Annotated in this window: 21 protein-coding genes; 8 read left to right on the top strand and 13 right to left on the bottom strand. The window is 60.8% G+C overall.

Annotation, left to right across the window (positions count from 1 at the left end):
* The first annotated feature begins 34 nt into the window (after positions 1-34).
* Entirely contained in the window at positions 35-1,705 is a 1,671-nt protein-coding gene (locus DL86_RS10030; RefSeq protein WP_036260797.1) for an aminotransferase class III-fold pyridoxal phosphate-dependent enzyme, read from the top strand.
* A gap of 212 nt (positions 1,706-1,917) precedes the next feature.
* Here the strand turns inward: DL86_RS10030 and DL86_RS10025 are convergent, their stop codons facing one another.
* From DL86_RS10025 to DL86_RS10005, 5 genes are all read right to left on the bottom strand, one after another.
* Entirely contained in the window at positions 1,918-2,526 is a 609-nt protein-coding gene (locus DL86_RS10025) for a hypothetical protein (protein ID WP_036260796.1), read from the bottom strand.
* A gap of 180 nt (positions 2,527-2,706) precedes the next feature.
* Positions 2,707-3,393 carry a class I SAM-dependent methyltransferase gene (locus DL86_RS10020; protein ID WP_051953129.1) on the bottom strand — a complete coding sequence of 229 codons (687 nt, stop codon included), beginning with the start codon at positions 3,391-3,393 and terminating at the stop codon, positions 2,707-2,709.
* 64 nt (positions 3,394-3,457) lie between these two features.
* Complete coding sequence (locus DL86_RS10015) at positions 3,458-4,486, bottom strand: glycosyltransferase family 4 protein (protein ID WP_036260795.1); 1,029 nt, start codon at positions 4,484-4,486, stop codon at positions 3,458-3,460.
* Positions 4,487-4,897: 411 nt separating this feature from the next.
* Positions 4,898-6,487 carry a CYTH and CHAD domain-containing protein gene (locus tag DL86_RS10010; RefSeq protein WP_162180416.1) on the bottom strand — a complete coding sequence of 530 codons (1,590 nt, stop codon included), beginning with the start codon at positions 6,485-6,487 and terminating at the stop codon, positions 4,898-4,900.
* A 340-nt stretch (positions 6,488-6,827) separates the two neighbouring features.
* Positions 6,828-7,742, bottom strand: coding sequence for a LysR family transcriptional regulator (locus DL86_RS10005; protein WP_036260793.1), 915 nt, complete (start codon positions 7,740-7,742; stop codon positions 6,828-6,830).
* Positions 7,743-7,852: 110 nt separating this feature from the next.
* Between DL86_RS10005 and DL86_RS10000 the strand changes: the two genes are divergently transcribed.
* Positions 7,853-8,551, top strand: coding sequence for a pirin family protein (locus DL86_RS10000; protein ID WP_036260792.1), 699 nt, complete (start codon positions 7,853-7,855; stop codon positions 8,549-8,551).
* A 207-nt stretch (positions 8,552-8,758) separates the two neighbouring features.
* Here the strand turns inward: DL86_RS10000 and DL86_RS09995 are convergent, their stop codons facing one another.
* A complete protein-coding gene (locus DL86_RS09995) occupies positions 8,759-10,327 on the bottom strand; it encodes an acid phosphatase (protein WP_051953126.1) in 1,569 nt (522 codons plus the stop codon).
* 166 nt (positions 10,328-10,493) lie between these two features.
* Here DL86_RS09995 and DL86_RS09990 point away from each other — a divergent pair, with 166 nt between their 5' ends.
* Both DL86_RS09990 and irrA read left to right on the top strand, forming a co-directional pair.
* On the top strand, positions 10,494-11,765 hold the full coding sequence (locus DL86_RS09990) for a cytochrome-c peroxidase (RefSeq protein ID WP_156964567.1): 1,272 nt from the start codon (positions 10,494-10,496) through the stop codon (positions 11,763-11,765).
* 240 nt (positions 11,766-12,005) lie between these two features.
* Entirely contained in the window at positions 12,006-12,476 is a 471-nt protein-coding gene (gene irrA / locus DL86_RS09985) for an iron response transcriptional regulator IrrA (protein WP_036260791.1), read from the top strand.
* Positions 12,477-12,634: 158 nt separating this feature from the next.
* Here irrA and DL86_RS09980 read toward each other — a convergent pair whose 3' ends face one another.
* Positions 12,635-13,459, bottom strand: a complete 825-nt coding sequence (locus DL86_RS09980) for a uroporphyrinogen-III synthase (RefSeq protein WP_036260790.1) — start codon at positions 13,457-13,459, stop codon at positions 12,635-12,637.
* A 355-nt stretch (positions 13,460-13,814) separates the two neighbouring features.
* Between DL86_RS09980 and DL86_RS09975 the strand changes: the two genes are divergently transcribed.
* Positions 13,815-14,741 carry an ABC transporter ATP-binding protein gene (locus DL86_RS09975; protein ID WP_036260788.1) on the top strand — a complete coding sequence of 309 codons (927 nt, stop codon included), beginning with the start codon at positions 13,815-13,817 and terminating at the stop codon, positions 14,739-14,741.
* A complete protein-coding gene (locus tag DL86_RS09970) occupies positions 14,738-15,499 on the top strand; it encodes an ABC transporter permease (protein WP_036260787.1) in 762 nt (253 codons plus the stop codon). Before DL86_RS09975 ends, DL86_RS09970 begins: the two co-directional genes overlap by 4 nt.
* Before the next feature lie 61 nt (positions 15,500-15,560).
* Here DL86_RS09970 and DL86_RS09965 read toward each other — a convergent pair whose 3' ends face one another.
* Positions 15,561-16,214 carry a glutathione S-transferase family protein gene (locus DL86_RS09965; protein ID WP_036260785.1) on the bottom strand — a complete coding sequence of 218 codons (654 nt, stop codon included), beginning with the start codon at positions 16,212-16,214 and terminating at the stop codon, positions 15,561-15,563.
* 277 nt (positions 16,215-16,491) lie between these two features.
* On the opposite strand from DL86_RS09965, the gene DL86_RS09960 reads away from it, so the two are divergent.
* On the top strand, positions 16,492-17,709 hold the full coding sequence (locus DL86_RS09960) for a polyhydroxyalkanoate depolymerase (protein WP_036260784.1): 1,218 nt from the start codon (positions 16,492-16,494) through the stop codon (positions 17,707-17,709).
* A gap of 120 nt (positions 17,710-17,829) precedes the next feature.
* The gene (locus DL86_RS09955) at positions 17,830-18,360 is read left to right on the top strand and encodes a hypothetical protein (RefSeq protein ID WP_051953124.1); all 531 of its coding nucleotides are present in this window, start codon (positions 17,830-17,832) and stop codon (positions 18,358-18,360) included.
* 36 nt (positions 18,361-18,396) lie between these two features.
* Here the strand turns inward: DL86_RS09955 and DL86_RS09950 are convergent, their stop codons facing one another.
* From DL86_RS09950 to DL86_RS09930, 5 genes are all read right to left on the bottom strand, one after another.
* A complete protein-coding gene (locus DL86_RS09950) occupies positions 18,397-18,732 on the bottom strand; it encodes a cytochrome C oxidase subunit IV family protein (protein ID WP_036260782.1) in 336 nt (111 codons plus the stop codon).
* Positions 18,733-18,742: 10 nt separating this feature from the next.
* Complete coding sequence (locus tag DL86_RS09945; RefSeq protein ID WP_036260781.1) at positions 18,743-19,465, bottom strand: heme-copper oxidase subunit III family protein; 723 nt, start codon at positions 19,463-19,465, stop codon at positions 18,743-18,745.
* A gap of 57 nt (positions 19,466-19,522) precedes the next feature.
* Positions 19,523-20,245 carry a cytochrome c oxidase subunit 3 gene (locus tag DL86_RS09940; protein ID WP_051953122.1) on the bottom strand — a complete coding sequence of 241 codons (723 nt, stop codon included), beginning with the start codon at positions 20,243-20,245 and terminating at the stop codon, positions 19,523-19,525.
* A complete protein-coding gene (locus DL86_RS09935) occupies positions 20,245-22,011 on the bottom strand; it encodes a cbb3-type cytochrome c oxidase subunit I (protein ID WP_036260780.1) in 1,767 nt (588 codons plus the stop codon). The genes DL86_RS09940 and DL86_RS09935 overlap by 1 nt, the downstream gene beginning before the upstream one ends.
* A gap of 84 nt (positions 22,012-22,095) precedes the next feature.
* Positions 22,096-22,914 carry a cytochrome c oxidase subunit II gene (locus tag DL86_RS09930; RefSeq protein WP_036260915.1) on the bottom strand — a complete coding sequence of 273 codons (819 nt, stop codon included), beginning with the start codon at positions 22,912-22,914 and terminating at the stop codon, positions 22,096-22,098.
* Between the last annotated feature and the right edge of the window lie 96 nt (positions 22,915-23,010).

Below are 23,010 nucleotides of genomic sequence, written 5' to 3'. Positions count from 1 at the left end.
ATGCGGTTACTTTGCCTCAAAAGGGTTTGAACGGATGGAAGTCAGCTACACAACATTGGGCTTGTCCGCGCTTGGCGCAGCCGCATTGACGGTCGCCCTGACAAAATTGAAGACGCGGCTCGAGCTCTCAAAGGCAAAGCACCGGTCGTTGACGGGTCATTCTCGGATGGCGCGACGAGTCGCCTCGCTCATACCATTCTATGAGTATGACGAGGAGCGTTTCTTCCGCTCGGATGAGCCGCCGGAAGAAATCGCCGCTCGCCGCCGCGCCGGCTTCATGCGTCTCTCCAATCTCTATCAGGAGCGATTTAAGGAGACCAACAAGCTCACCGCGGAAATCAAGGAAAGCATCTCCGACCTGCAATTCACCGACGTCTATCGGGCGCCATTCCAGTACAGCCGCTTTGTGCGCCAACACCTCTCCGCCGGCGCCTTCGTCCAGGCGTCTTCCGGCGTGACCGTGACCGACCTCGATGGCAATCGATTCTATGATCTGACCGGTTCCTATGGGGTCAACCTGTTCGGATATGACTTCTACAAGGAGTGCATCGAGCGGGGCAGCCAGCGGGTGCGCGACCTCGGTCCCGTTCTTGGGAGCTACCATCCGGTGATCGCCTATAACGTCAGGCGGCTCAAGGAAATATCCGGGCTCGACGAAATATCGTTTCACATGTCCGGAACCGAGGCGGTCATGCAGGCGGTGCGGCTCGCCCGCTACCACACGCGCCGATCACATCTGGTGCGCTTTTGCGGCGCCTATCACGGGTGGTGGGGCGACGTCCAACCGGGACTTGGCAACCCGACTCCGACGCATGAAACCTACACGTTGAACGACATGTCCGAGGATGCCTTGCGGGTCCTGCGCAATCGCCGCGACATCGCCTGCGTGCTGATCAATCCGCTGCAGGCGCTGCATCCGAATGCTGGCGCGCCCGCGGATTCAAGCCTGATCGATAGCGCCCGAAGCGCGCATTTCGACAAGGAGGCCTATGCCGATTGGTTGAAGAAGCTGCGCGCTGTCTGCGCCGAGCGCGACATCGCGCTGATCTTCGACGAGGTCTTCGTCGGCTTTCGTCTCGCGCCCCGCGGGGCGCAGGAATATTTCGGCGTCCAAGCCGATATGGTCACCTATGGAAAGACGCTCGGCGGCGGCCTGCCGGTTGGAGCGCTCTGCGGTCGCAAGGATTTGATGAAGCGTTACCGCGACGACCGGCCTGTCGATATCTGCTTTGCCCGCGGGACCTTCAACTCGCATCCCTATGTCATGGGCGCCATGTGCGAGTTCTTGGAGCGGATCGAAACCCCGGCGTTCGGCGCGCTGTACCAGAATCTGGATCAGCTTTGGAATGATCGCGCGGAACGCCTCAATCAGCGGCTGCGCGAGGACGGCGCGCCTGTGCGGGTGGAAAATATGTCTTCGATTTGGACTGTCTGCTACACCCAGCCTTCGCGCTACAACTGGATGTTTCAATACTACCTGCGCGCCGAGGGATTGGCCCTGAGTTGGGTCGGAACCGGGCGGCTCATCTTCAGTTTGAACTATTCCGACTCAGACTTCGACGCTGTCGTGGATCGCTTCGCGGCCGCCGCCAAAGCGATGCTGCAAGACGGCTGGTGGTGGACGAATCCGGCGGCGACGAACAAATCCATCAAACGCCAAATCCTGCGAGAGATGATCGCGCGGCGCTTTACGCGAAATCGCTGACGGGCCGGCTTATATCAAGGGCGACGTGCTCAAATTCCTTGAATTTGAGCACGTCCACATTTCGATCGGAAGATTTCATTCGATCGAAAAACGCTCTAGGCCATTTTCCGATTCTCGAATCGGAAAATGGCCTAGGCTCTTTGCTTTATGGCATTTTCTCAGCGAGAACCGGACGGGCCTCTGCCGGCGTCGCTCAAAAAAATGCGCCCGTCTTACACATGCTGCTCAGGCGTCATCGTATCGAACAGCTCGCCACGCAGCAGGTAGAGCGGCGCCATGTGGTAGAGCTTGATGTCATGATAAGGATCGGTCAGGATTTTCGTCATCCACACTAGGCCGGTCTGGACGTCCTTGATGAAGAACAGCTGCACGGTCCGGTAGATGAGTCCGGCGGCGGCGAGGAAAAGCCAGACCATAGCGACGTGCCGCACGAATTCTTCCATATTGACCGGCGGCGTAAAGATCCCGAACAAGGTAGGATAGAAGTAGAGCGCGACCGGCGACAGCGCCCATATCGTCAGCAGGACGGCCTTGCGCTTCAGGTTATAGCCAACCTTGACTTCTTCCTTGTATTCGTTGGTCGCTTGATTCACCTCGTCGTAGCCATCCGGCTCGAAGAAGAAATGCCCGATTTGCCGGGTGGTCATCGCGGCCAGCCAACCAGCTAATGCGGCAGCCACCGGATCCGTGAACACCAGCACATAGGCGCACAGGAAGCTGATCGCGCTGACCAGATGCAGCGACTGGTTGATCCGGCTGTGGTGATAATAGCGATGATCGTCCCACCGCTGCGTTCTGAGAACCTCAAGAAATCCAGCCATTATCCTCCCCATTCTCTACTTATGGTCAACTCACTCAATGTGATCGTTCCGGAACGCTTGCCCAACCTCTGAAAGAGGGATGCGAAAGTCCCGCCCGCTGGCTATCAAGCGGTGGAAACAAGCGCTGTTGGGCAAAGTCCGAGCGGCGCATCGCTACGAAGCGCAGTCGGAATGCTGGGTTCAGCCTGCGACGGGCGCCTCCAAGCGATTCTCCTGCTTGGCGCTCGCCCCAACCTTGCCGAAGCGGATGAGCGAGAAGTGACCGAAGGGTGGCATGGCGCGCCGCTCGATCAGATGCACCCCGTGCGGTTTTGCCGCCCAGCGCTCATAGCGCGCCCAGGGGAATTCCAACCGCCAGCCGAGGAGCCGGGTGATCGGCGTCAGCCCTTGCTCGACAATATGGCGCAGCCCTTTATCGGCGCCGACGCGGCTGATCAACACGATCTCGCCCCCCGGCTTGAGCACGCGGGCGAGCTCATCGAGCGCGGCTTCCGGATCCGGACATGTGGTGATCACCAATTGCGCCACGATGACGTCAAATGATTCGTCCGGGAGCGCCAGCCGCTGGGCGTCCATGAGCGCCAGTCCCTCAACATTGGTGAGGCGCAATTCCTTGATCTTCGCCTGCGCCTTGCGCAGCATCGGCTCGGAGAGATCGACTCCGACGAGGCGCGTCGTCCGGGCATAGTCGGGAAGTGAAATGCCGGTGCCGACCCCGACTTCGAGGATGCGTCCGCCGACGCGCTCGGCCGCATCGATCGAAGCCCGACGCGCGCGCGCGAACAATGCGCCGAACACGAAATCATAGATCGGCGCCCAGCGCGCATAGGCCTTCTCGACCGCATCCTTATTGAATTCCGTCCCCATTTCCCCTCCCGCCCCATTGCGCCCGGGGCCAATTTCCTCTGCGCCAAAACCGGCGCTTTGCGCTCTATGCCGAGCGCGGCTTGCGCGCGTTGCCGATCAACAATTGCTTCATATGGCCGATAAATTGCTTGGCGCTATTTTCCCAAGAGCGGGTCAGCGCGAAGGCGCGACACGCTTCCCGCGAAATTTGAAGCGCGCCCATGCAAGCGGCGCGAAGATCGTTGTTCAGCACCCCGATCGGATTGTTCTGAACAACGTCCCTCGGGCCGGCCACCGGAAATGCCGCGATTGGAACGCCGCTGGCAAGGGCTTCGAGCTGCACGAGGCCGAACGTGTCCGTCCGACTGGGGAACACGAAGGCGTCCGCGGCGGCCATATGAGCGGCCAGGATTCGGTTTTCCATCAGGCCGAGAAATTTTGCGTCCGGAAAGCGGTGCCGCAATTCCGCCTCCTGAGGCCCCTGCCCGATCACAACCTTCGAGCCAGGCAGATCGAGCGAGAGAAAGGCTTCGAGGTTCTTCTCGACCGCGATTCGTCCCACGCTGATGAAGATCGGGCGCGGAAGATTGAGATCGATCGCATGCTCCGGGTTGAACACATCCGTGTCAACGCCGCGGGTCCACATGCCGAGGTTCTTGAAATTGCGCTGCGCGAGCTCCACCATCAGCGAAGGAGTGGACACCATCGTGACGGTGGCCGCCGAATGGAAGCGGCGCAGGACAGCGTAGGACCAGTTCTCCGGGATCGGAAGCCGCGCGGAGATATATTCGGGAAACCGCGTCGTGTAGCTTGTCGTGAAGGGCAGTTTGTTCTTGATGCAATAGGCGCGCACGGCATGGCCGATCGGCCCTTCGGTCGCGATATGGATCGCGTCCGGCCGAGCCTGCTCGATGCGCAGGGCAACCTCCCTGCGTCCGGGCAGAGCCAAGCGCAAACCGGGATCGGTCGGCAAAGGAACCGAAGGAAATCCCTCCGGCGACAGGAAATCGATCGTGACGCCAAGACTGCGCGCGCTGCGAGCGAGCGACGTCAAGGTGCGCACCACGCCATTGACCTGGGGATGCCAAGCATCGGTTGCGATAAGCACTCTCATTAGCGGGCGCGCGCCTCGTTCATCGATGCCCCAACGAAGTCAATTGCTCCCAGATCGCGGGAGCCAGGAAAGTCACGAACCTTGGCGCTGCGACACGCTCGGGAGCCGAGATGGATAATCGACTGAGTGGGAACGCCGGCCCCAAATCCGCGGCCGCCAAGCGTCTCCATCTCGTTGCCGAATGGCAGGCGGCAACAATCGCAACTTCATATTTCAACCGTATGACAATGCCGCGCTATTCTTATGTCCGGGTTTTGACGCGTGCGCTCAATCCATTGACTTGTTAAAATCAGCGATGTCGCCAGAGGCCGCGGCGATGCATCGGGGAGCAAAGGAGCAAAGGGGAGATGGACTTTTTCGATCGGATGTTGATCCGCAAGGGCTGGCCCTGAGCGCCAGTCGCCAATCCGGTCAGCGCCAGAATAAGCGCGTTCGTTTGAAAGATTTCCATGCTTTTCCTAAATTGGCGTCGCCGATGACGGCGCCTCGCCCGCACCACCCAAGAATGACGCCCGACGCTTTCGCAACCTGGGAACCGGCGGCCGCGTCGAGGTCTTGCAGGAGCTGCGCCGCGCTCGCCTCGTCATTATAGGCGCCAAGCCCATCCTGCAGTTGCGCCACCGCCCGGATGTAGGGGCGGGACTTTGCCCCACCGCCGAATAGAACGCTGAAGAATTCCGCCGCGTAGCGAAGATTTTTCAGCGCGATTCGGAGCTGATGGCGCTCCTCTGGCGGCATTTCCAGAAGCCCTCGGCCGCGTTTGAGCGCGCGCTTGTGAAGGCGCTCCAAGGTTTCGGCGGCGAAGCGCTTGGCCGGCTCGGTCAGGCGCGGCAGCTCGGCGCCGGAGAGGCCGCTGCGCCAGGCGCGCCGGGCCACGAAAGCGCGCAAGTTCAGAACGAATCGGGTCGTCGCGGGATCGGCGATCACGCCTTGCGCGATCGCATAGGCCGCCAGGCGCCGATCTTCCGCCGCCGTCAAGAGCGCCGTGAAACTCTCGTCCCGCGGGTGATGCGTGAGCGGCCCTTTTTCGACGAGATCCAGGAACGCGTCCCAGTTCCGGGCGGGGCCGAAGGCCGAAGCGATTCGCTTGGCCTCGCCCCGAAAGAGCTCGAATTCGGCGCAAGGAAGCGCGCGATTGAAGAAGGCCAGGGCGGAGCGCAAGCGGCGAAGGGCGACGCGCATCTGGTGGATCGATTCGGGGTCGCGCGTTTCCGTCAACGCAGGCCAATTGGCGGCAAATTGGCCAAGGGCGCTGGCGGTCACAATCTCGACGGCGTCGTCCAGCGTCGCCTCCTCGGGATAGCGCAAGGCCGCCGCGCGGACCGGCATCGGCCGGTCTCCCGCCGCAAGCATGAAACCGCGCTCGGCCTTGCTCATCATGTCGAGACGCAACGGCAAGGCCGCCGCGACCTGGAGCGCGAGCTCATAGAGCGGCCCTTCCTCGCCGCCCTTCAATTCCAGTTCGACTTCCGTCAGCGGCTGCTTACGGTCGCCCGCGATAATGAATCCGTCGTCGAAGGCGACCTCGACCTGCGCGCGTCCGAGATCGAGTTGACGGACCCGCCGCCTGATCCGCGTCTCGAATTTTTGCTCGAGCGGGCGCCCATCGATGATGCGGCTCACCTCGCCCGCGATTTCGGCGTCGAACAGGGCGATGTCGGGATCGAGCCCCGGCGCGCGAACCTCGATCTCGCCGCGGGAAAACGGCCCGTCTGCAAGAGGTCCGGCCCATTTCAAGCCAATCACATGCGAGGCGCGAATCGTTCGCACCCGCAGCACCATTCTCTGCTTGCGGAGATCCCCGGCAGGCGTGTCGAAATAGACTGACCGCAGGGTCCGGCTTGGCGCATCCGCCGCGCCGGTCGAAAGCAGCTCCGAGCGGAGCGCGAGCTTCAGGCCGGCCGCGTCGGTTTTGAATTTGATCTCCAACTCTCGGCCGGGCTCGGCGGCGAGCGAGGCCGTGGAAACGCCGGTTGCCGCCTCGCTGTCCGACGCGTTCATTTCAAGGCCATGTTGGAAGGTTTGCGCTGCAAATTGTGACAAGTCCATGACAGTCTTGTCAAGACTACTCGCCGGGTAAAGCCAGCGCGCGCGGTAGAGGCGTCATATCGGCATTGCCACGTAATTCGACGCAGGCCTTTGAGTCCGGCGCGAGTGCAGAAACCACGTTTCGCAGCGCTGAAATCAACCGGCGGCGCGCAGGTTCTTAAAAAATGATGACGCGCAGGAAGGCAAAACGCAAGGCCTTTGAAAGCTTTTCGAAAACGAAAACAGCAGCCTTCGCATCAAGCTCGCGCTTTTATTTCTTGCCGCGCCCTCCGCCGAAGGCGCTCGCCATTCGCTAAGCTACGGCCCATGGCGCGCGCGAAAAGCGATGGCCAAGGAAGTCCATCAAGACCTGCACGCGCGCCGGGCGCAGCCGGCCGGGCGGCGCGACGAGATGCAGCGCGATGGCGGGCGCGGCCCAATCCGTCATCGCCCGCTCCAGCCGGCCTTCGGCGAGATCGCGCCAGACCAGAAATTCCGGCTGCAGCGCGATCCCGAGGCCAGCCAACAGCGCGGGTCGCGCCGCATCGGCGTTGTTGACGCGCAAAGGTCCGCGCGCAACCAGGGCAAATTCCTCTCGGGTCTCGTTGACGAAGCGCCAGACGTCGCGGCCGCGCGCATAGGTATAGATGAGACAAGCGTGGGAGGAGAGATCCTTGGGATGGCGGGGGCGGCCGGCCCGCTCGAAATAGGCGGGCGCCCCGACCAGAACAATCCGGACGGAGCAAAGGCGTCGCGCCAACAAGGTGGAATCGGCAAGCGATGAGATCCTCAGCGCCAGATCGAAGCCTTCGCCAACGAGATCGACGAGCTGGTCGTCGAGGCTGAGTTCGATCGAGACTTCCGGATAGAGGGCGAAGAACTCCGGCAGCGCCGGCGCGAGATGAGCGACCCCGAAGGACATCGGCGCGGCGAGGCGAACGAGGCCCCTTGGCGTCCCAGCTTGCGCCATGGCCTCAGCCTCGGCCGCCTCGCCCTCGGCGAGAATCAGGGCGGCGCGCTCAAGGCAGGCGCGCCCGCTTTCGCTCAGCGACATGCGCCGGGACGTGCGGTGGAAGAGGCTCGCGCCCAGCCTGGCTTCGAGCCGCGCCACGGCTTTCGAGACGGTGGCTTTCGACACGCCGAGATCCATGGCCGCGCCGGCGAAAGAGCCAAGCTCGGCCGCCTTCGCGAAAATTGCCCATGCCTCAAAATCTGGAAGTCTGGTCATCGCTAAACTGGAAACGGTCCGTTTCCATCATTTCTATTTCAGATCGACGCGATGGATACAATATTTGTCTGCGCGGCGGACGCCTCGATCCTCCGCAACGGAGACCTACGATGATCGAACGCAGACCTTTCGAGCGCCTTGGCGGCGAGAATCATGGCTGGCTCGACGCCAAGCACCACTTCTCCTTCGCAGGCTACCATGACTCCAGCCGGATGGGCTGGGGCGCCCTGCGGGTTTGGAATGACGACACCATCGCCCCGGATAGCGGCTTCCCGCCGCATCCCCACGCCGACATGGAAATCATCACCTATGTCCGCGAAGGCGCGATCACGCATGAGGACAGCTTGGGCAACAAGGGCCGCACGCAGGCCGGCGACGTCCAGGTGATGAGCGCCGGGACCGGCATCCGCCACGCCGAATCCAATCAGGAGCGGGACGCGACCCGCCTGTTTCAGATCTGGATTCTCCCGAACCGGCGCGGCGGCAGTCCCTCCTGGGGCGCCAAGCCGTTTCCGAAGGGCGATCGCTCCGGCCGGTTCGTGGCCTTGGCGAGCGGCTTCGAGGACGACGCCGAGGCCCTTCCGATCCGGACCGACGCCCGCGTTCTCGGCGCGACCTTGAAAGCTGGGGAAACGGCGGACTATCCGCTTGGCGAAGACCGCCACGGCTATCTGGTGCCCGCCAAGGGCGCCATCGAAGTCAATGGGGTGAAACTGAACGCCCGCGACGGGGCGGCGGCTCATGGGGAGGCGGTTCTGCGGGTGCGCGCGCTCGAAGATGCTGAGATCGTTTTGGTCGACGCAGCCTGAATTTAGAGCATTTTCGAGCGAAGTGGATGCCGGTTCGCGTTAAGAAAATGCGACAAGACAAAGACCTAAAGCTGCTTTCTGATTCCGCCGAAACTGAAAGCGCGCTAGCGCTTTTTCCGCGGGCGTCGGGCATGGGTTCGCGGACCAGGCGCAGGAGCTTCCATGAAACGAAAAGGAGGCCCTTCGCCGGGCCTCCTGAAGGTCGGCTCAGCGTGAGGAGTCGAGCGCGCGAGTCAAGTCTCCAATCGGCTGTCCGGCCTGGCGAAACATGGCTCGGTCGCGGGCCAGCAGGCCAGGCAGAACCGGCAGATCAAAGCGTCTAGTGAGAAAGCGCAAGATCGAGGTCGTATCGTAGCGGGTGTGATCGACGTAGTTCTTCTTGCCAAATGGCGAGATGATCAAAGCCGGGATGCGGCTGCCCGGGCCCCAGCGATCCGCCTTGGGAGGCGCGACATGATCCCAAAATCCGCCGTTTTCGTCATAGGTGACGATGACCAGCATGTGGCCCCATTGCGGGCTTTTCTCCAGATGCGAGATGACGTCGGCGATATGTTGGTCGCCGGAGAGGGCGTCTGTATAGCCGGGATGCTCGTTCAGATTGCCCTGCGGCTTGTAGAAGCTGACCTGGGGCAGCGCGCCGGCGTCGATCGCCGCGATGAATTTAGCGCCGGCAACGCCGCCATCCAGCAGATGCTCGGCCCGCGCAGGCGTGCCGGGCGCGTAGGCCGCGAAATAATTGAACGGTTGGTGGTGATATTGGAAGTTCGGCGTCGGCGACGCATTGGCGCCATCGAGCGTAGTCTGCCACGCGCCCGCATACCAAGCCCAGGTGACGCCCTTGGCGCTGAGGAGTTCGCCGATGGTCTTGCTGGTCTGCGGCGGCAGCCTCGACGCGCTGGCCGGGTCGGCATAGGCCGGATCGCCCCCGGGCGCCGGCGGAATGGCGCTCGGCTGATAGGCCGGCTGCATCGTATTCACCGCATAGAAATCGGGGGTGAGGGCGCCGTCTTTGACAAACTTGGGCGTCCCATCGATCGCCGACGCGGGTGAATTCGCCGCCAAGGTCAGCGAGACGCCATCCGGGTTGACGACCGAGACCGAACCGCTCGCCGGGCTTTGATCGGCATGTGGATAGGTCGGAGCACATGAGCAAATCAGAAATTGATGGTTGAGAAACGAGCCGCCGAAAGCGCCCATGAAGAAATTATCGGCGAGCGTATATTTTTTGGCGACCGCCCAGAGCGGCAGTTTCGAGCCGTCGTAATACCCCATGACCAGAGCGCCGGAATCGCCATAGGCGGCGAAACGATCATTCTTGCCGCCATGGATCTGCATTTGGTTTTGATAGAAGCGATGCACAAGATCCCGAGTCGCGACGCTCAAAGGCTGGTTGAAGCCTTGCGGATCGTCGATCCCGAAGGGGGCATTGGGCAAATGTTCGGTCTGCGCCTGCGTCACTGGGGGAACCACGCCCGGGGCGGTGAGGCCGTTCCAGATCGGCGGCAATTCCTTCAGCACCGAGCCGTCGCGATCCTTCTGGCGGTTCAAGGTCATCTGCTGAAAAGCGGTCTTCAACCCGTTGGCGCCGGGAAAATTGCCATAGAGATTATCGAAGCTGCGATTTTCCGCGTAAATTACAACGACGGTGTTGATCTCACGAAGTCGACGGGAAACGATCGATTGCTCCGTGACGCTCTGACTGTTGGACTCGCTGACAAAGGCCAAGGACGTCAGCCCGGCGGCGGCGACCGCCAATATGCAAAGCCGTATCTTCATCGCGGTTTCCCCCAACGCAAGCCTGAACGATGCGTTGGACTTAGAAGCCGCGCATTACAGCATTTTGACAAAGCGCGAGGGATCGCGCCGTCATCGCGCTGTCATGCGGCGCGATCTATCGTCGGGTGAAACTGATCGTCGGACTTCGAAACAGGCGGCAATGAGAATGCCTTTCTGGCGCGCTTCGACGCCTGCCATCATGCTCGCCCTCATCTGTCTTGCGCCGATCCGCGGCGCGGGCGCGGGCGAGCGCCCGGATGCGAACGCCTCCAGCGGCCTGACGCGCACCGAAGTCTATCGGCAGGTCAAGGAGCTCGCCGACCTCGGACGGCGATTGTTTGCGGACCCGGCGCTTTCGGGCTCGGGCAAGATGTCATGCGCCGCCTGTCACGACCCCGCGCATGGTTTTGCGCCCGCCAATGCGCTTAGCGTCCAATTGGGCGGGAGGAACCTCGACCGATCCGGCATTCGCGCCGTTCCGACCCTCACCTACAAACAGGCGACGCCGCAGTTCACCGAGCATTTTCACGATTCGGACGACGAAGGCGACGAGAGCGTCGACGCCGGACCCACCGGCGGTCTGACCTGGGACGGACGCGTCGACCAATTGAGCAAGCAGGCTCTGATTCCGCTTTTCTCGCCAATCGAAATGGCGAACGATGATCGCGCCGCGCTTGTCGCAGCGCTGGAGGCGAACTACGGCGCGGCGCTGCGCGGCATTTTGGGCCAGAGAATGCCGCAGGGTCCCGAAGGCGCGCTTACGGCCGCCGCCAAGGCGCTCGAGGCCTATCAGCAGACCGCCGAAGAGTTCTTTCCCTATAGCAGCAAATATGATGCGTTCCTGAGAGGAAAAGCCGAGTTGAGCGCAGCCGAAAAACGCGGGCTCGCGCTCTTCGAGGATCCCGCAAAAGGCAATTGCGCGAGCTGCCACATCAGTGCGCCGAGAAAGCCCGGCACGCTTCCCCAATTCACCGACGACGGCTTGATCGCGTTAGGCGCGCCGCGCAATATAGACATCCCGGCCAATCAGGATCCGGACTTTTTCGATCTTGGCCTGTGTGGACCCGAGCGCGCCGATTTCCGTGACCGCGCTGATTATTGCGGCCTCTTTAAAACGCCAACCTTGCGCAATGTCGCCCTGCGCCAGGTGTTTTTTCACAATGGCGGCGCGCAAAGCCTTCGCGAAGCGATTGCCTTCTATGTCGAGCGCGACGTCAAGCCGGAAAAATGGTATCCGCGCCGCGCCGACGGCGCCATCGCCAAATTCGACGACCTGCCCGCGCAATATCATCAGAACATCAATAATGATCCGCCATTCGGCGGCAATCCGGGCGACGCCCCGGCGCTTTCGAAGGCGGAGATCGACGACATCGCCGCCTTCCTCGAAACCCTGACCGATGGATTTGCATCGCCGAGCCGCGAGGCCGCGGGCCGCTGACCGACAAGTCATGGCGATGGGATGCGCGGACGGCCATCGAGTGCGGAGAAAACCCCCATCCGCCGCCAATCCTGCGCGGCCAAGGTTCGGCCGCAAGAAGTGGAAGCCAAGGCTAAGGATGGGAAGCGGCCTGGAAGGCTTTTGCATAGATTAGAATTAGTCTAAAATATGCTTTTATCATTGTGCCCGCCGCGACAATAGTTTTATTATAGCCGGTCAAGAGGGGAAAGCGAGGGGCTTATGTTTGATTCCATGGACGAAGAGCGCCCGACGGCGTCAGAACCGGCGGTCCGTCGGAGTCGCTCCCTTTTTGAAAAGCATGGCCTTCGGGCAACGCGGCAGCGCATCGGACTCGCCAAGCTCCTTTTTAGCAAGGGGAACAGGCATGTGACGGCGGATGCCTTGGCCGTGGAGGCGCATGCCGCCCGCATGACGGCCTCACTCGCAACCGTATACAACGTGCTCAATCTGTTCGCCCAGGTCGGCTTGATTCGCAGTCTTGCGATCGAAGGCACGAAGACGATCTTCGACACCAATACCAGCGATCATGGCCACTTCTTCTTTGAGGATACCGGCGAAGTTTGCGATATAGCCACGGACGAAATTAAATTCGCGGGCGATCTCGAACCGCCCGAGGGTTATGAGATCGTCGCGGTCGATGTCGTTGTCCGCCTGCGTCCGAAATCCGGATCGGTCCCCTTTAGCGCCTGATCGCATTCGCTGATCGTTACAGCCGGCTCCACCGCCAGCCTTCCTGCTCGGCGGCGCACCGGATTTGATTGGCGGAGAGGCAATCGCAGCAAGACATGAGTTGAGGCATTATTTTCGAAAGGCGGGCGCCGGTTTTCGAAAATAATGGCGCGGCGACGCTAAACCGAGTTTCCCATTGCATCCGCCAGGGCTTTGACCAGCGGCTTCATGAAAAAGAGGCCGCCGGCAGGGACGATGGCGGCATGAAAGCCCGCCTTGGCGAGCTCCTCCTCCACCAAAGGCCCAACCGCGGCGATCGCCGCGCGCGTCAAACCCTCGCGAAGCTCCGTCTCCTTGAGGTGGGCGCGCGCAACCTCGACGAACCGACGGACTTGCCCGGCATTGGTGAAGGCGACCGCGTCGATCCGGCCCTGCGCCATCCCGGCGATGGCTTCGAGAATGCTGCCATCGCTTGCCTCCCTATCATAGGAATAGGGAAGCACCGGGTCCACGGCGCCGCCGCCGGCCGAGATCGCCGCGAAAAGCGCGCCGGGATCCTGCTCCGGATAGAGCTGAACGCCGACGCGCCGGCCCTTGAGAACGACGCCGGCGAGGAGTTCGATCACTCCGGCCGTGGTTGGCGTCGGGGCGATGGCGCCCGCTTCGAGCCCGATTTCGCGCAATGCGCGGACGGGCTTCGGACCGCGAACAAAGGTGCGGACGCGTCCAAGCGCGGCGATGAAAGCGTCCTTCGCCCCGGTTCGATCCGCCGCGCTCACCAGGCGCCGCAATCCCTCGCCGGTCAGAATGACCAGGTCGTCGCAGGGCGCGACGATAAAGCGGTTTAGCCAGTCCGCGACGGGCGCCGGATCGAGCGCGTCCCGTATCGCGAACATCGGGCAGGTGACGGCGATCGCGCCGCGCTCTTCCAGCATCCGCACGAACACGGCCTGCTCCCGGGATTCTGGAACGAGGACGCGCCGGCCAAGCAGTTCCTGCGTCATGGCCTGCCCTTAGCGAAAGAAATGATCTGCATGGCGGACGGCTGCTCCCGGAAAATTGATGCAATATCCTTACTATAGGCGAATTGCTCGGCGACAGAAGCAGGGAGCGCCGGGAAAAAGGATTAAAGGCAATGGCTCCGCGGCGGCGCCCATGAGGTCGCCGGCGCGCAAGGTGGCTGACCTTTCTTCGCAATCGGGATATTCATCAAAGGGAGCGTCGGAGACCTGCAAATCCTTCTCTCGCCATGACCCGCCGCCGCCCGTCCGGGCGCAACCCCCGAGGACTTCGTCCCGCAGGTTCAGGACAGGCCGACAAATCCGTCTTCGCCGTCGACCCTCTCAATCGAGGACCCCCGTGCAGCCGATCATTTCCGTTTCCGGTCTCACCAAGACCTACGCTTCTGGCTTCGAGGCCCTCAAGACGATCAATCTGGAGATTCGGCCGGGCGAGATTTTCGCCCTGCTGGGCCCAAATGGCGCCGGCAAGACGACGCTGATCAATATAATCTGCGGCATCGTCAATCCGAGCAGCGGCGTCATCAGGGCCGACGGCTGCGACATCGTCAAGGATTATCGCGCCGCCCGCGCCAAGATCGGACTGGTCCCGCAGGAATTGTCCACCAACGCGTTCGAAACGGTCTTCGCCGCCGTCAGCTTCAGCCGCGGCCTGTTCGGGCGGCCCGCGAACCCGGCCTATGTCGAGAAGGTGCTGCGCGACCTCTCGCTATGGGACAAGAAGGACAGCATGATCATGACGCTGTCCGGCGGCATGAAGCGCCGCGTGATGATCGCCAAGGCGCTCTCGCACGAGCCGAAAATACTGTTTCTTGACGAGCCTACGGCGGGCGTCGACGTCGAACTCCGGCGCGACATGTGGGAGATGGTGCGATCGCTGCGCGCGACCGGGGTCACCATCATCCTGACCACCCATTACATCGAGGAGGCCGAGGAAATGGCCGACCGGATCGGGGTGATCAACAAGGGCGAGATCATCCTCGTCGAGGATAAGGCCGCGCTGATGAACAAGCTCGGCAAGAAACAGCTGATCCTCCATTTGTTGGATCGGCTGGACGCCATTCCAGACGAACTCGCCGGCTATCGGCTGGAGCTTTCAGGAAACGGAAGCGAACTGGTCTACACCTACGACGCCAAAGGAGAGGGGACTGGAATCGCCCCGCTGATGCGGCGTTTGAGCGACCTCAAAATCGATTTTCAGGACCTCCAGACAAGCCAAAGCTCGCTGGAGGAAATTTTCGTCAGCCTGGTGAGGGCCAGCCCATGAACCTCCACGCCATCCGCGCGATCTATTTTTTCGAGATGGAGCGCACTTGGCGCACGCTGCTGCAAAGCATCGTCTCGCCGGTCATCTCGACCTCACTCTATTTCATCGTATTTGGCGCAGCCATCGGCTCGCGCATGACGGCGATCGACGGAATCGCCTATGGCGCCTTCATCGTGCCGGGACTGATCATGCTATCGCTTCTGACGCAAAGCCTCTCCAACGCCTCGTTTGGCATCTTCTTCCCGAAATTCTCAGGCACGATCTACGAGATCCTCTCGGCTCCGGTTTCCTATGTCGAGATCGTCGTCGGCTATGTCGGGGCGGCGGCCAGCAAGTCGATCCTGCTGGGATTGATCATCCTCGCCACCGCGCGATTATTCGTGGCGTTCGAGATCGCCCACCCGCTGTGGATGCTTGCCTTCCTCGTCCTCACCGCCGTCGCGTTCAGTCTGTTCGGCTTCATCATCGGCATTTGGGCCGACGGGTTCGAGAAGCTGCAGCTGGTGCCGATGATGATCATCACGCCGCTGACCTTCCTTGGCGGCAGTTTCTACTCCATCGACATGCTCCCGCCATTCTGGCGAACGGTTACGCTGGCCAATCCCGTCGTCTATCTGGTCAGCGGGTTCCGTTGGAGCTTTTATGAAAGCTCCGATGTCAGCGTCGCCATCAGCCTCGGCATGACCGCAGCTTTCCTCATCGCCTGCCTTACGATGGTATGGTGGATCTTCAAGACAGGTTACAAGCTCAGAGCCTGAGGGCCGCGCTTGCGATCGCCCTTGCCCTCGCGAGCCGAGACGCCGAAGGCGATCACGGCGCTCAAAATTCGACTTCGAGTTCCTCGACGTCGTCGGGTTCGCTCCTGGCCGCCTCGCTCCATTCGACCATCTCGGGCATGGCCATGATTTCCTTGCAATAGGCTCCGCAGATCGGGTCCACCGCGACGTGATAGGTGAGGAATCGCGTCACGACGGGCGCATACATCGCGTCGGCCATCGAGCGCTCGCCCAACAGGAAAGGCCCGCCATAGCGATCGAGACAGTCCCGCCAGATCGCGGCGATGCGATCGATATCGGCCTGCGCCCGCGTCCAGACCTTGAAGTTGGGAAAATCGCCGCGCAGATTCATCGGCAAAGCCGAGCGCATGGGGCCAAAGCCCGAATGCATCTCGCCGCTGATCGAACGGCAATAGGTGCGCCTGGCTCGGCCTTCCGGCAGCAAACGCGCCTCGGGCTTGATCTCGTTCAGATATTCGCCGATGGCCAGAGTGTCCCAAATGCTCATCCCATCATGGTTCAGACAAGGCACCAGAAAGGACGAGGACATCAGGAGGAGTTCGGCGCGCATCGCGGGATCGTCCGGCGAGATGATCCTCTCCGAGAAGGCGAGCCCCGAAAATTTGGTCAGCAGCCAGCCGCGCAGCGACCATGAGGAATAATTCTTGCTGCTGATCGTGAGGGTGGCGTCGTCCACTGCATGCCCCTTCGCCGCCGACTTGTGAACCGGACCAAACCTGCATAGCCTAAAGCATGTTCTTAAAAAAGTTGACCGACTTTTTCGATCAGATCATGCTCCAACCCTTTATGACTCTGAGCGATTCCCGATCAGATAATTCCACCTGATCGGGAATCGCTCCAACTGACGCAATATCACGCGTCGAGACGACAAACGAAACAACGAGGCGGAGCGTATGATTGATTCCGATTCAAGACATCGTGCTTGAATCGTCTCTGATTTTGGTGCGGCCGAAATGATTTATCAAGCTTATGGAGCGCAAGCGGACTTCCTCGATCTTGTGCGCCCGCTCGCCGCGGCTGCCGGAACCGCTCTGCGCTTGCCCTGGCCCCTGCTTGCGCCAGGTTGGCCGATCCGCAATCTCGCCGGCGCCTTGGACACCTTCGCCAATCTAACGGTGACCCATGCGCGGCTGCCCTTTGCGATCGATTCAGCCCGCGTTGGCGATCGTCTGGTCCCGGTGCGCGAAGAACCAGTCCATTCGACGCCCTTCGCCACGCTGCTCCATTTCAAGAAGGACCTCGAGACCGCGCAGCCACGGGTCCTGGTGGTTGCGCCCTTGTCAGGCCACTTCGCGACCTTATTGCGGGCGACGGTCAAGACAATGCTCGCGGACCATGATGTCTATATCACCGACTGGGGCAACATTCGCGATGCGCCTCTCGCCGAGGGCCGCTTCGATTTCAATTCCTTTGTCGATCACGTGATCGAATTCCTGCGGGTCATGGGCCCTGGCGCGCATGTCGTCGCGGTCTGCCAGCCCTGCGTCCCGGTTCTCGCCGCAGCCGCACTGATGGCGGAAGACCGCGACGAAGCCCAGCCCCGCAGCATGACCTTGATGGCCGGGCCGGTCGATACGCGCGTCAACCCGACGAAGGTCAATGAATTGGCCGCCAAACGGCCGATTTCCTGGTTCGAGCAGAATCTGACCGCCAAAGTGCCCCGGCGCTTCAAGGGCGCGGGTCGCCGCGTCTATCCAGGATTCATGCAACTCGCGGCCTTCATCTCAATGAATCTGGAGCGCCATCTTCGCTCCTTCAAGGATATGGCGGAGGCCCGCGCCGACGGCGACCTGACCAAGCTTCAAGTCCTGCAGACATTCTACGAGGAATATTTCGCGGTCATGGACTTGCCGGCGGAGTTCTATCTCGAAACGGTGAAGATGGTTTTTCAAGACCATGTCTTGCCGCTCGGCAAACTCGAAGTGCATGGCCGCAGGGTCGACCCGCGCGCCATTAAACGCACCGCGCTGCTGACTGTCGAGGGCGAGCGCGACGACATTTGCGGCCTTGGCCAAACCCTCGCCGCCCAGGAGCTTTGCTCGGGGCTGAGGCAATATATGAAGGCGCACCATGTGCAGACAGGAGTCGGCCATTACGGCGTCTTCAATGGCCGGCGCTGGAACACTGAAATCTACCCAAAACTACGCGACATGATTCAGATGACGAGCTGAAGGCTTAGAGCGGCGCCGGCGAGCGGATGTTCTTGACAGCTCTCTATCTTGTTGTTTCGAGGCATGATCTAATCCAAAAAGGTCTACACCCTTTTGGGATCATGCTCTGGAGAGGACATAATGACGCAACCTACATCGCGAGCGGTCTTATTGCGCGCGGCCTTGTTCGGCGGCATCTTATTCGCCGGCGTCTCGCCAATTGTTTCGGCTCCGCCCGCCCTGGGCGACGATGTGCTCTTCGCCGCGCCGCCCCCTTCCGGCGCGGGACTGTCGAGCGAGACCTATTTAACCAGCCTCGGCGATATTATGGCGAACGTTCAATGGCGGCATATCAAACTTTGGCACGCTATCAGGTCGAAGAATTGGGAGCTGCTGAATTATGAACTAAGCCAGCTCAAGGACAGTTTCGACAAGGCGGCCGTGCTCTACCGCAATCTGCCGGTGGAATATATTGGGTCGGTGGTGAAGCCGCTCCTCGCCCTGCAAGAGGCCGTCAAGGCAAACGATCTAGGCAAGGTCAAACGAGGCTTCACCGATCTCACAACAGCTTGCAATAGCTGCCACCAGGCGGCGGGAATCGGCTTTATCGCGATTCAGACCCCAACATCCTCTCCTTTCAGCGATCAAAAATTCGCGCCGGCGCAAAAATAGCGCGGCTCCGAATTCGCGATTTAGCGCCGCTCGCGGTTAAGATCCCGCGCCAAAAAACATCAGCCGGGCGGCGTGCGTGTAATCCGATTCGAATATCATGATCGCCACAAATACCAGCACCGCGCCCGGCGGGACCAGGATCGCGTAGACCAGCGCCAAGCGCTCCCAAGCCATATGCATGAAGACCGCGACGATCAGGCCTGCCTTCGCAAACATGAACAGCAGAATCAAGGACCATCTTGGATAGCCTTCGAAGCCAAAATAGTCGACGAGATAGGAGCATGTGCTCAGCACGAACAGCCATCCCCATACGATCAGAAAGAGCTTGATCGGAGGTTGATGCGCTTCGGCATGCGTCGTTTCCTGCGCCATGATGTTCTCCTCACCAAAGATAGAAAAGCGCGAAGATGAAGACCCACACGAGATCGACGAAATGCCAGTAGAGGCCCATGGTTTCGACGTTCTCGTAGCTCCCCTTTCGGCTGGTGAAAAAGCCGCGCCTTTCGTGATCGAAATCTCCGCGCCAAACCTTTCGCGCGATAATCAGCAGGAAAATGACGCCGATCGTCACATGGGTCCCATGGAAGCCGGTGATCAGAAAAAAGCTGGAGCCGAACTGAGGCGCGCCCCAGGGATTGCCCCAGGGGCGGACCCCTTCGGTGATCAGCTTGGTCCATTCGAAAGCCTGCATTCCGACGAATGAGGCTCCGAACGCCGCCGTCGCCAATATCAAAGCGGTGGTTTTGACGCGATCGCGCCGGTAGCCGTAATTGACCGCCATCGCCATGGTCCCGCTGCTGCTGATCAAGATGAAGGTCATGATGGCGATCAGGATGAGCGGGATTTCCTGACCGCCGATCGTCAAGGCGAAGACTTCGCTGGGGTTGGGCCAAGGCGCGGTCGTCGACATGCGCACCGTCATGTAGGAGATCAGAAAACAACTGAAGATGAAGGTGTCGCTGAGAAGAAAGATCCAAATCATGACCTTGCCCCAAGAGGCGCTCTTGAACGCCCGCTGGTCCGAGGTCCAGTCAGCGGAAAAGCCCGCCCAGCCGGTCGGCCGCGCGATGGATTCTCCCATGTTGGTCAACGCGGTTTTGGTCATGGGATCTTAGTCCTCTCCAACTGCAAATCTTCCAAAAGTCATGCGGCGAAACAGCCCTCAGAAAACGCGGCAAATCGCGGCGATAAGGCCACTCTCCGATCGAATTGGATCGGTCAGCAACAGCAGACCGAAAAAAACCAGCCAGACCAAGAGGAGGAAGTGCCAATAGATGGCGCATAGCTCGACGCTCAAGCGCATCTGGTCAAAGGCGACGCCATCCCACGCCTTGGCGAGGGTTGCGCCTAAGGCCGCCAGACCACCCAGCACATGCAGCCCATGCACGCCGGTGATCAGATAAAAGAAGGCGTTGGCCGGGTTCGAGGCCAGGAAGTAGCCCGCATCGACGAGGTTCCGCCACGCCAGCAGCTGGCCGGCGAGGAAGGCGAGAGACAGAACGCCTCCCGCGATCAGCCCCGCTTTAAGCGCCTCCATCTCCCTATGGCGGGCGGCGCCGCGCGCCCATTGCAGCGCGCCGCTGCTCAAGATCAGCACACCGGTGTTGAGCCACAACAGGCCTGGCAAAGGCGGCGCCTTCCAATCGGCGAGGTTCGTCTCCACCATGTGCATTCGCATTACATAAGCGCTGAAAAACAGCGCGAATAAAGCGCCGACGACAGCGAGAAAGACGCCTAAGCCGATCTTCGCGGCGGGTAGGCTCGATGCGCCTGCGTCATCGATCGCGCCGACCTCCAGCCAGGGCTTCGACGCCAGCCTTTGCCGCGACAACCACCACGCCGCGATGGTTCCTATGACGCCGAGGAAGACGAACATGATGCTCATCACGCGGCCGCCCGGCTGGCTGGCGCGGCGGGAGGCTGGTTTTGCGGCAGGAAGCCCCCATCGGCGCCCGGCGCGCTGTAGTCGTAAGCCCAACGATAGACCACGGGCAATTCCTTGCCCCAGTTGCCGTGGCCCGGCGGGGTTTGCGGCGTTTGCCACTCCAGCGTCGTGGCGCGCCACGGATTGCCGCCGGCCTCCCTGCCCTTGAAAAGACTCCAGATCAGATTGAATGCGAACGCCAGCTGGACGGCGCCGACAATCAGCGCGGCTATGGTGATGAAGATGTTGAGCGTCATCGCCGAGGCCGGCATGAAGGCCGTCTCGCCCATCTCATAATAGCGGCGCGGCGCGCCCATGAAACCCAGATAGTGCATCGGGAAGAAGATCGCGTAGGCCCCGAGAAAGGTGATCCAGAAATGGATTCTTCCGAGAGTCTCGTTCATCATCCGCCCAGTGATCTTCGGATACCAATGATAGATCGCCCCGAAGACGACGAGAATGGGCGCCACCCCCATCACCATATGGAAGTGGGCGACGACGAACATAGTGGCCGAAAGCGGTACGTCGACGATCACATTGCCGAGAAAGAGGCCAGTGATTCCTCCATTCACGAATGTGACGATGAAGCCAAGCGCGAACAGCATCGGGACGGTGAAGTGGATATCGCCGCGCCACAGCGTCAACACCCAATTATAGACCTTGATCGCGGTCGGGACGGCGATGATCAGCGTCGATGTGGCGAAGAAGAATCCGAACGGCGGGTTCATGCCGCTGATATACATGTGGTGTCCCCACACCACGAAGCTGAGGATCGCGATCGCCAGGATAGCCCAAACCATCATGCGATAGCCGAAGATGTTTTTTCTCGCATGCGTGCTGATCAGATCGGAGACGATTCCGAAAGCCGGCAGGGCGACGATATAGACCTCTGGATGGCCGAAGAACCAGAACAGGTGCTGGAACAATATCGGACTGCCGCCGCCATATTTCAAATGCTCCCCCGCCTGAACGATGGCCGGCATGAAGAAGCTGGTTCCAAGGAGCCTATCGAACAGCATCATGATGGCGCCGACCAACAGGGCCGGAAAGGCCAAAAGCGCCATTATGGCGGCGGTAAAAATTCCCCATATCGTCAATGGCATGCGCATCAAGGTCATGCCCCTCGTGCGCCCCTGCAACACCGTCACCACATAATTCAGGCCGCCCATGGTGAAGCCGATGATGAACAAGATCAAGGAAATGAGCATCAGAATAATGCCCCAATCCTGCCCCGGCGTCCCTTCGAGGATGGCCTGGGGCGGGTATAGGGTCCAGCCGGCGCCGGTCGGCCCGCCTGGCGTGAAAAAGGTCGCTATCAACACCAGCACCGCGAGCAAATAGATCCAGTAGCTCAGCATGTTCACATAAGGAAAAACCATATCCCGAGCGCCTAACATCAGCGGGATAAGGTAGTTGCCAAAGCCCCCGAGGAACAGCGCGGTGAGCAGGTAGATCACCATGATCATGCCATGCATGGTGATGAACTGGTAGTAGCTGCTGGGCGTGATGAAGGCGAAGCTGCCTGGAAACGCCAGTTGCAGCCGCATCAACCACGACAACACAAGTGCCACAAATCCGATCGCGAGGGCCGTGACCGAATATTGGATGGCGATGACCTTGGCGTCCTGGCAGAAGACGTATTTCGTTAGCCAGCTTTTGGGATGGTACAGCTCGACGTCGGCGGTTTCGGCGGGCGGGATCGCTTCGACTGAGCCAAGGTCGACCATCGGACTGCTCCCCTCTCTCGGTTCGGATGAGCCTCCTGTTGAGGCTCACCTTTCCATCCCATCCCCGCCGCGGACGGGCATGCTCTAACGCCTCGCCGCTGCTTTCGTTGTTTGCGGCGACGACTGCGCGAAGGTGTGCTGCTTGCGCAGCCACTCTTGAAATCCATCCTCTGATTCAACCACGACATTGGCGCGCATCTGCGGATGGCCGACGCCGCAAAACGCCGCGCAGAGACTCTCGAACGTTCCGGCGCGGGTGGGAATGAACCAGAAGTAACTGACGAGGCCAGGCACCGAATCCATCTTCGCGCGAAACTCCGGCACGTAGAAATCATGCACGACGTCGATCGAGCGAAGCAGGACCTTGACGGGTTTGCCAAGCGGCAAATGCAGGTCGGCGCCAACGATCACGACATCGTCCCGACCGTTGGGATCATCCGGGTTCAAACCTAGCGGATTGTCGGAGTCGACGAATTTTGTATCGGAGACGCCCAACTTGCCGTCACGCCCCGGAAGACGGAAGCTCCACTGCCATTGCTGACCAACAACCTCCACCTCGGCCGCGTCTTTCGGGACCGTGATGAATTGGCTCCATACAAGCAGCCCCGGCGCCAACAGGGCCACGACGCCCATCGCCGTCACCATGGCGAGCCAGATCTCCACGCCTCTGTTTTCCGGCTCATAGGCCGCCTGTCTTCCCTCCTTGTGACGGAAGCGGAAGAGGCAAAAGGCCATGAACAAGATGACGATGATAAAGCCGGCGCCGGTAATCCAAAAGGTGAGGACAATCGTGTCGTCGATGTAGCGCCAGTTGGAGGCGATCGGCGTCAACCACCACGGGCTCAGCAGGTGAAACGCCACCGAGCCGATCACGATGAGGACCAACGCCAGCGCCACCGCTATAGCCATGCCTTCACCCCTAAAGGCTACGGTACGAATCTGGCGCGTCGCCTTGGATCGCTCCTCCGCGCCGATCGAACTCCCAAGATAACGCCACAC

Origin of the sequence: Methylocapsa aurea (genome assembly GCF_000746085.1) — a bacterium.
In the GTDB taxonomy this organism is placed as follows: Bacteria; Pseudomonadota; Alphaproteobacteria; order Rhizobiales; family Beijerinckiaceae; genus Methylocapsa; species Methylocapsa aurea.
Note: the sequence above shows the minus strand (reverse complement) of the source record. Positions and strands in the feature narration are given on the sequence as shown.

What these genes read in the sequence shown, in the direction of transcription:
- DL86_RS10030 (WP_036260797.1), top strand. Translation starts at nt 35, where the DNA reads ATGGAAGTCAGCTACACAACATTGGGCTTGTCCGCGCTTGGCGCAGCC.
- DL86_RS10025 (WP_036260796.1), bottom strand. Translation starts at nt 2,526, where the DNA reads ATGGCTGGATTTCTTGAGGTTCTCAGAACGCAGCGGTGGGACGATCAT.
- DL86_RS10020 (WP_051953129.1), bottom strand. Translation starts at nt 3,393, where the DNA reads ATGGGGACGGAATTCAATAAGGATGCGGTCGAGAAGGCCTATGCGCGC.
- DL86_RS10015 (WP_036260795.1), bottom strand. Translation starts at nt 4,486, where the DNA reads ATGAGAGTGCTTATCGCAACCGATGCTTGGCATCCCCAGGTCAATGGC.
- DL86_RS10010 (WP_162180416.1), bottom strand. Translation starts at nt 6,487, where the DNA reads ATGAACGCGTCGGACAGCGAGGCGGCAACCGGCGTTTCCACGGCCTCG.
- DL86_RS10005 (WP_036260793.1), bottom strand. Translation starts at nt 7,742, where the DNA reads ATGACCAGACTTCCAGATTTTGAGGCATGGGCAATTTTCGCGAAGGCG.
- DL86_RS10000 (WP_036260792.1), top strand. Translation starts at nt 7,853, where the DNA reads ATGATCGAACGCAGACCTTTCGAGCGCCTTGGCGGCGAGAATCATGGC.
- DL86_RS09995 (WP_051953126.1), bottom strand. Translation starts at nt 10,327, where the DNA reads ATGAAGATACGGCTTTGCATATTGGCGGTCGCCGCCGCCGGGCTGACG.
- DL86_RS09990 (WP_156964567.1), top strand. Translation starts at nt 10,494, where the DNA reads ATGCCTTTCTGGCGCGCTTCGACGCCTGCCATCATGCTCGCCCTCATC.
- irrA (WP_036260791.1), top strand. Translation starts at nt 12,006, where the DNA reads ATGTTTGATTCCATGGACGAAGAGCGCCCGACGGCGTCAGAACCGGCG.
- DL86_RS09980 (WP_036260790.1), bottom strand. Translation starts at nt 13,459, where the DNA reads ATGACGCAGGAACTGCTTGGCCGGCGCGTCCTCGTTCCAGAATCCCGG.
- DL86_RS09970 (WP_036260787.1), top strand. Translation starts at nt 14,738, where the DNA reads ATGAACCTCCACGCCATCCGCGCGATCTATTTTTTCGAGATGGAGCGC.
- DL86_RS09960 (WP_036260784.1), top strand. Translation starts at nt 16,492, where the DNA reads ATGATTTATCAAGCTTATGGAGCGCAAGCGGACTTCCTCGATCTTGTG.
- DL86_RS09955 (WP_051953124.1), top strand. Translation starts at nt 17,830, where the DNA reads ATGACGCAACCTACATCGCGAGCGGTCTTATTGCGCGCGGCCTTGTTC.
- DL86_RS09950 (WP_036260782.1), bottom strand. Translation starts at nt 18,732, where the DNA reads ATGGCGCAGGAAACGACGCATGCCGAAGCGCATCAACCTCCGATCAAG.
- DL86_RS09945 (WP_036260781.1), bottom strand. Translation starts at nt 19,465, where the DNA reads ATGACCAAAACCGCGTTGACCAACATGGGAGAATCCATCGCGCGGCCG.
- DL86_RS09940 (WP_051953122.1), bottom strand. Translation starts at nt 20,245, where the DNA reads ATGAGCATCATGTTCGTCTTCCTCGGCGTCATAGGAACCATCGCGGCG.
- DL86_RS09935 (WP_036260780.1), bottom strand. Translation starts at nt 22,011, where the DNA reads ATGGTCGACCTTGGCTCAGTCGAAGCGATCCCGCCCGCCGAAACCGCC.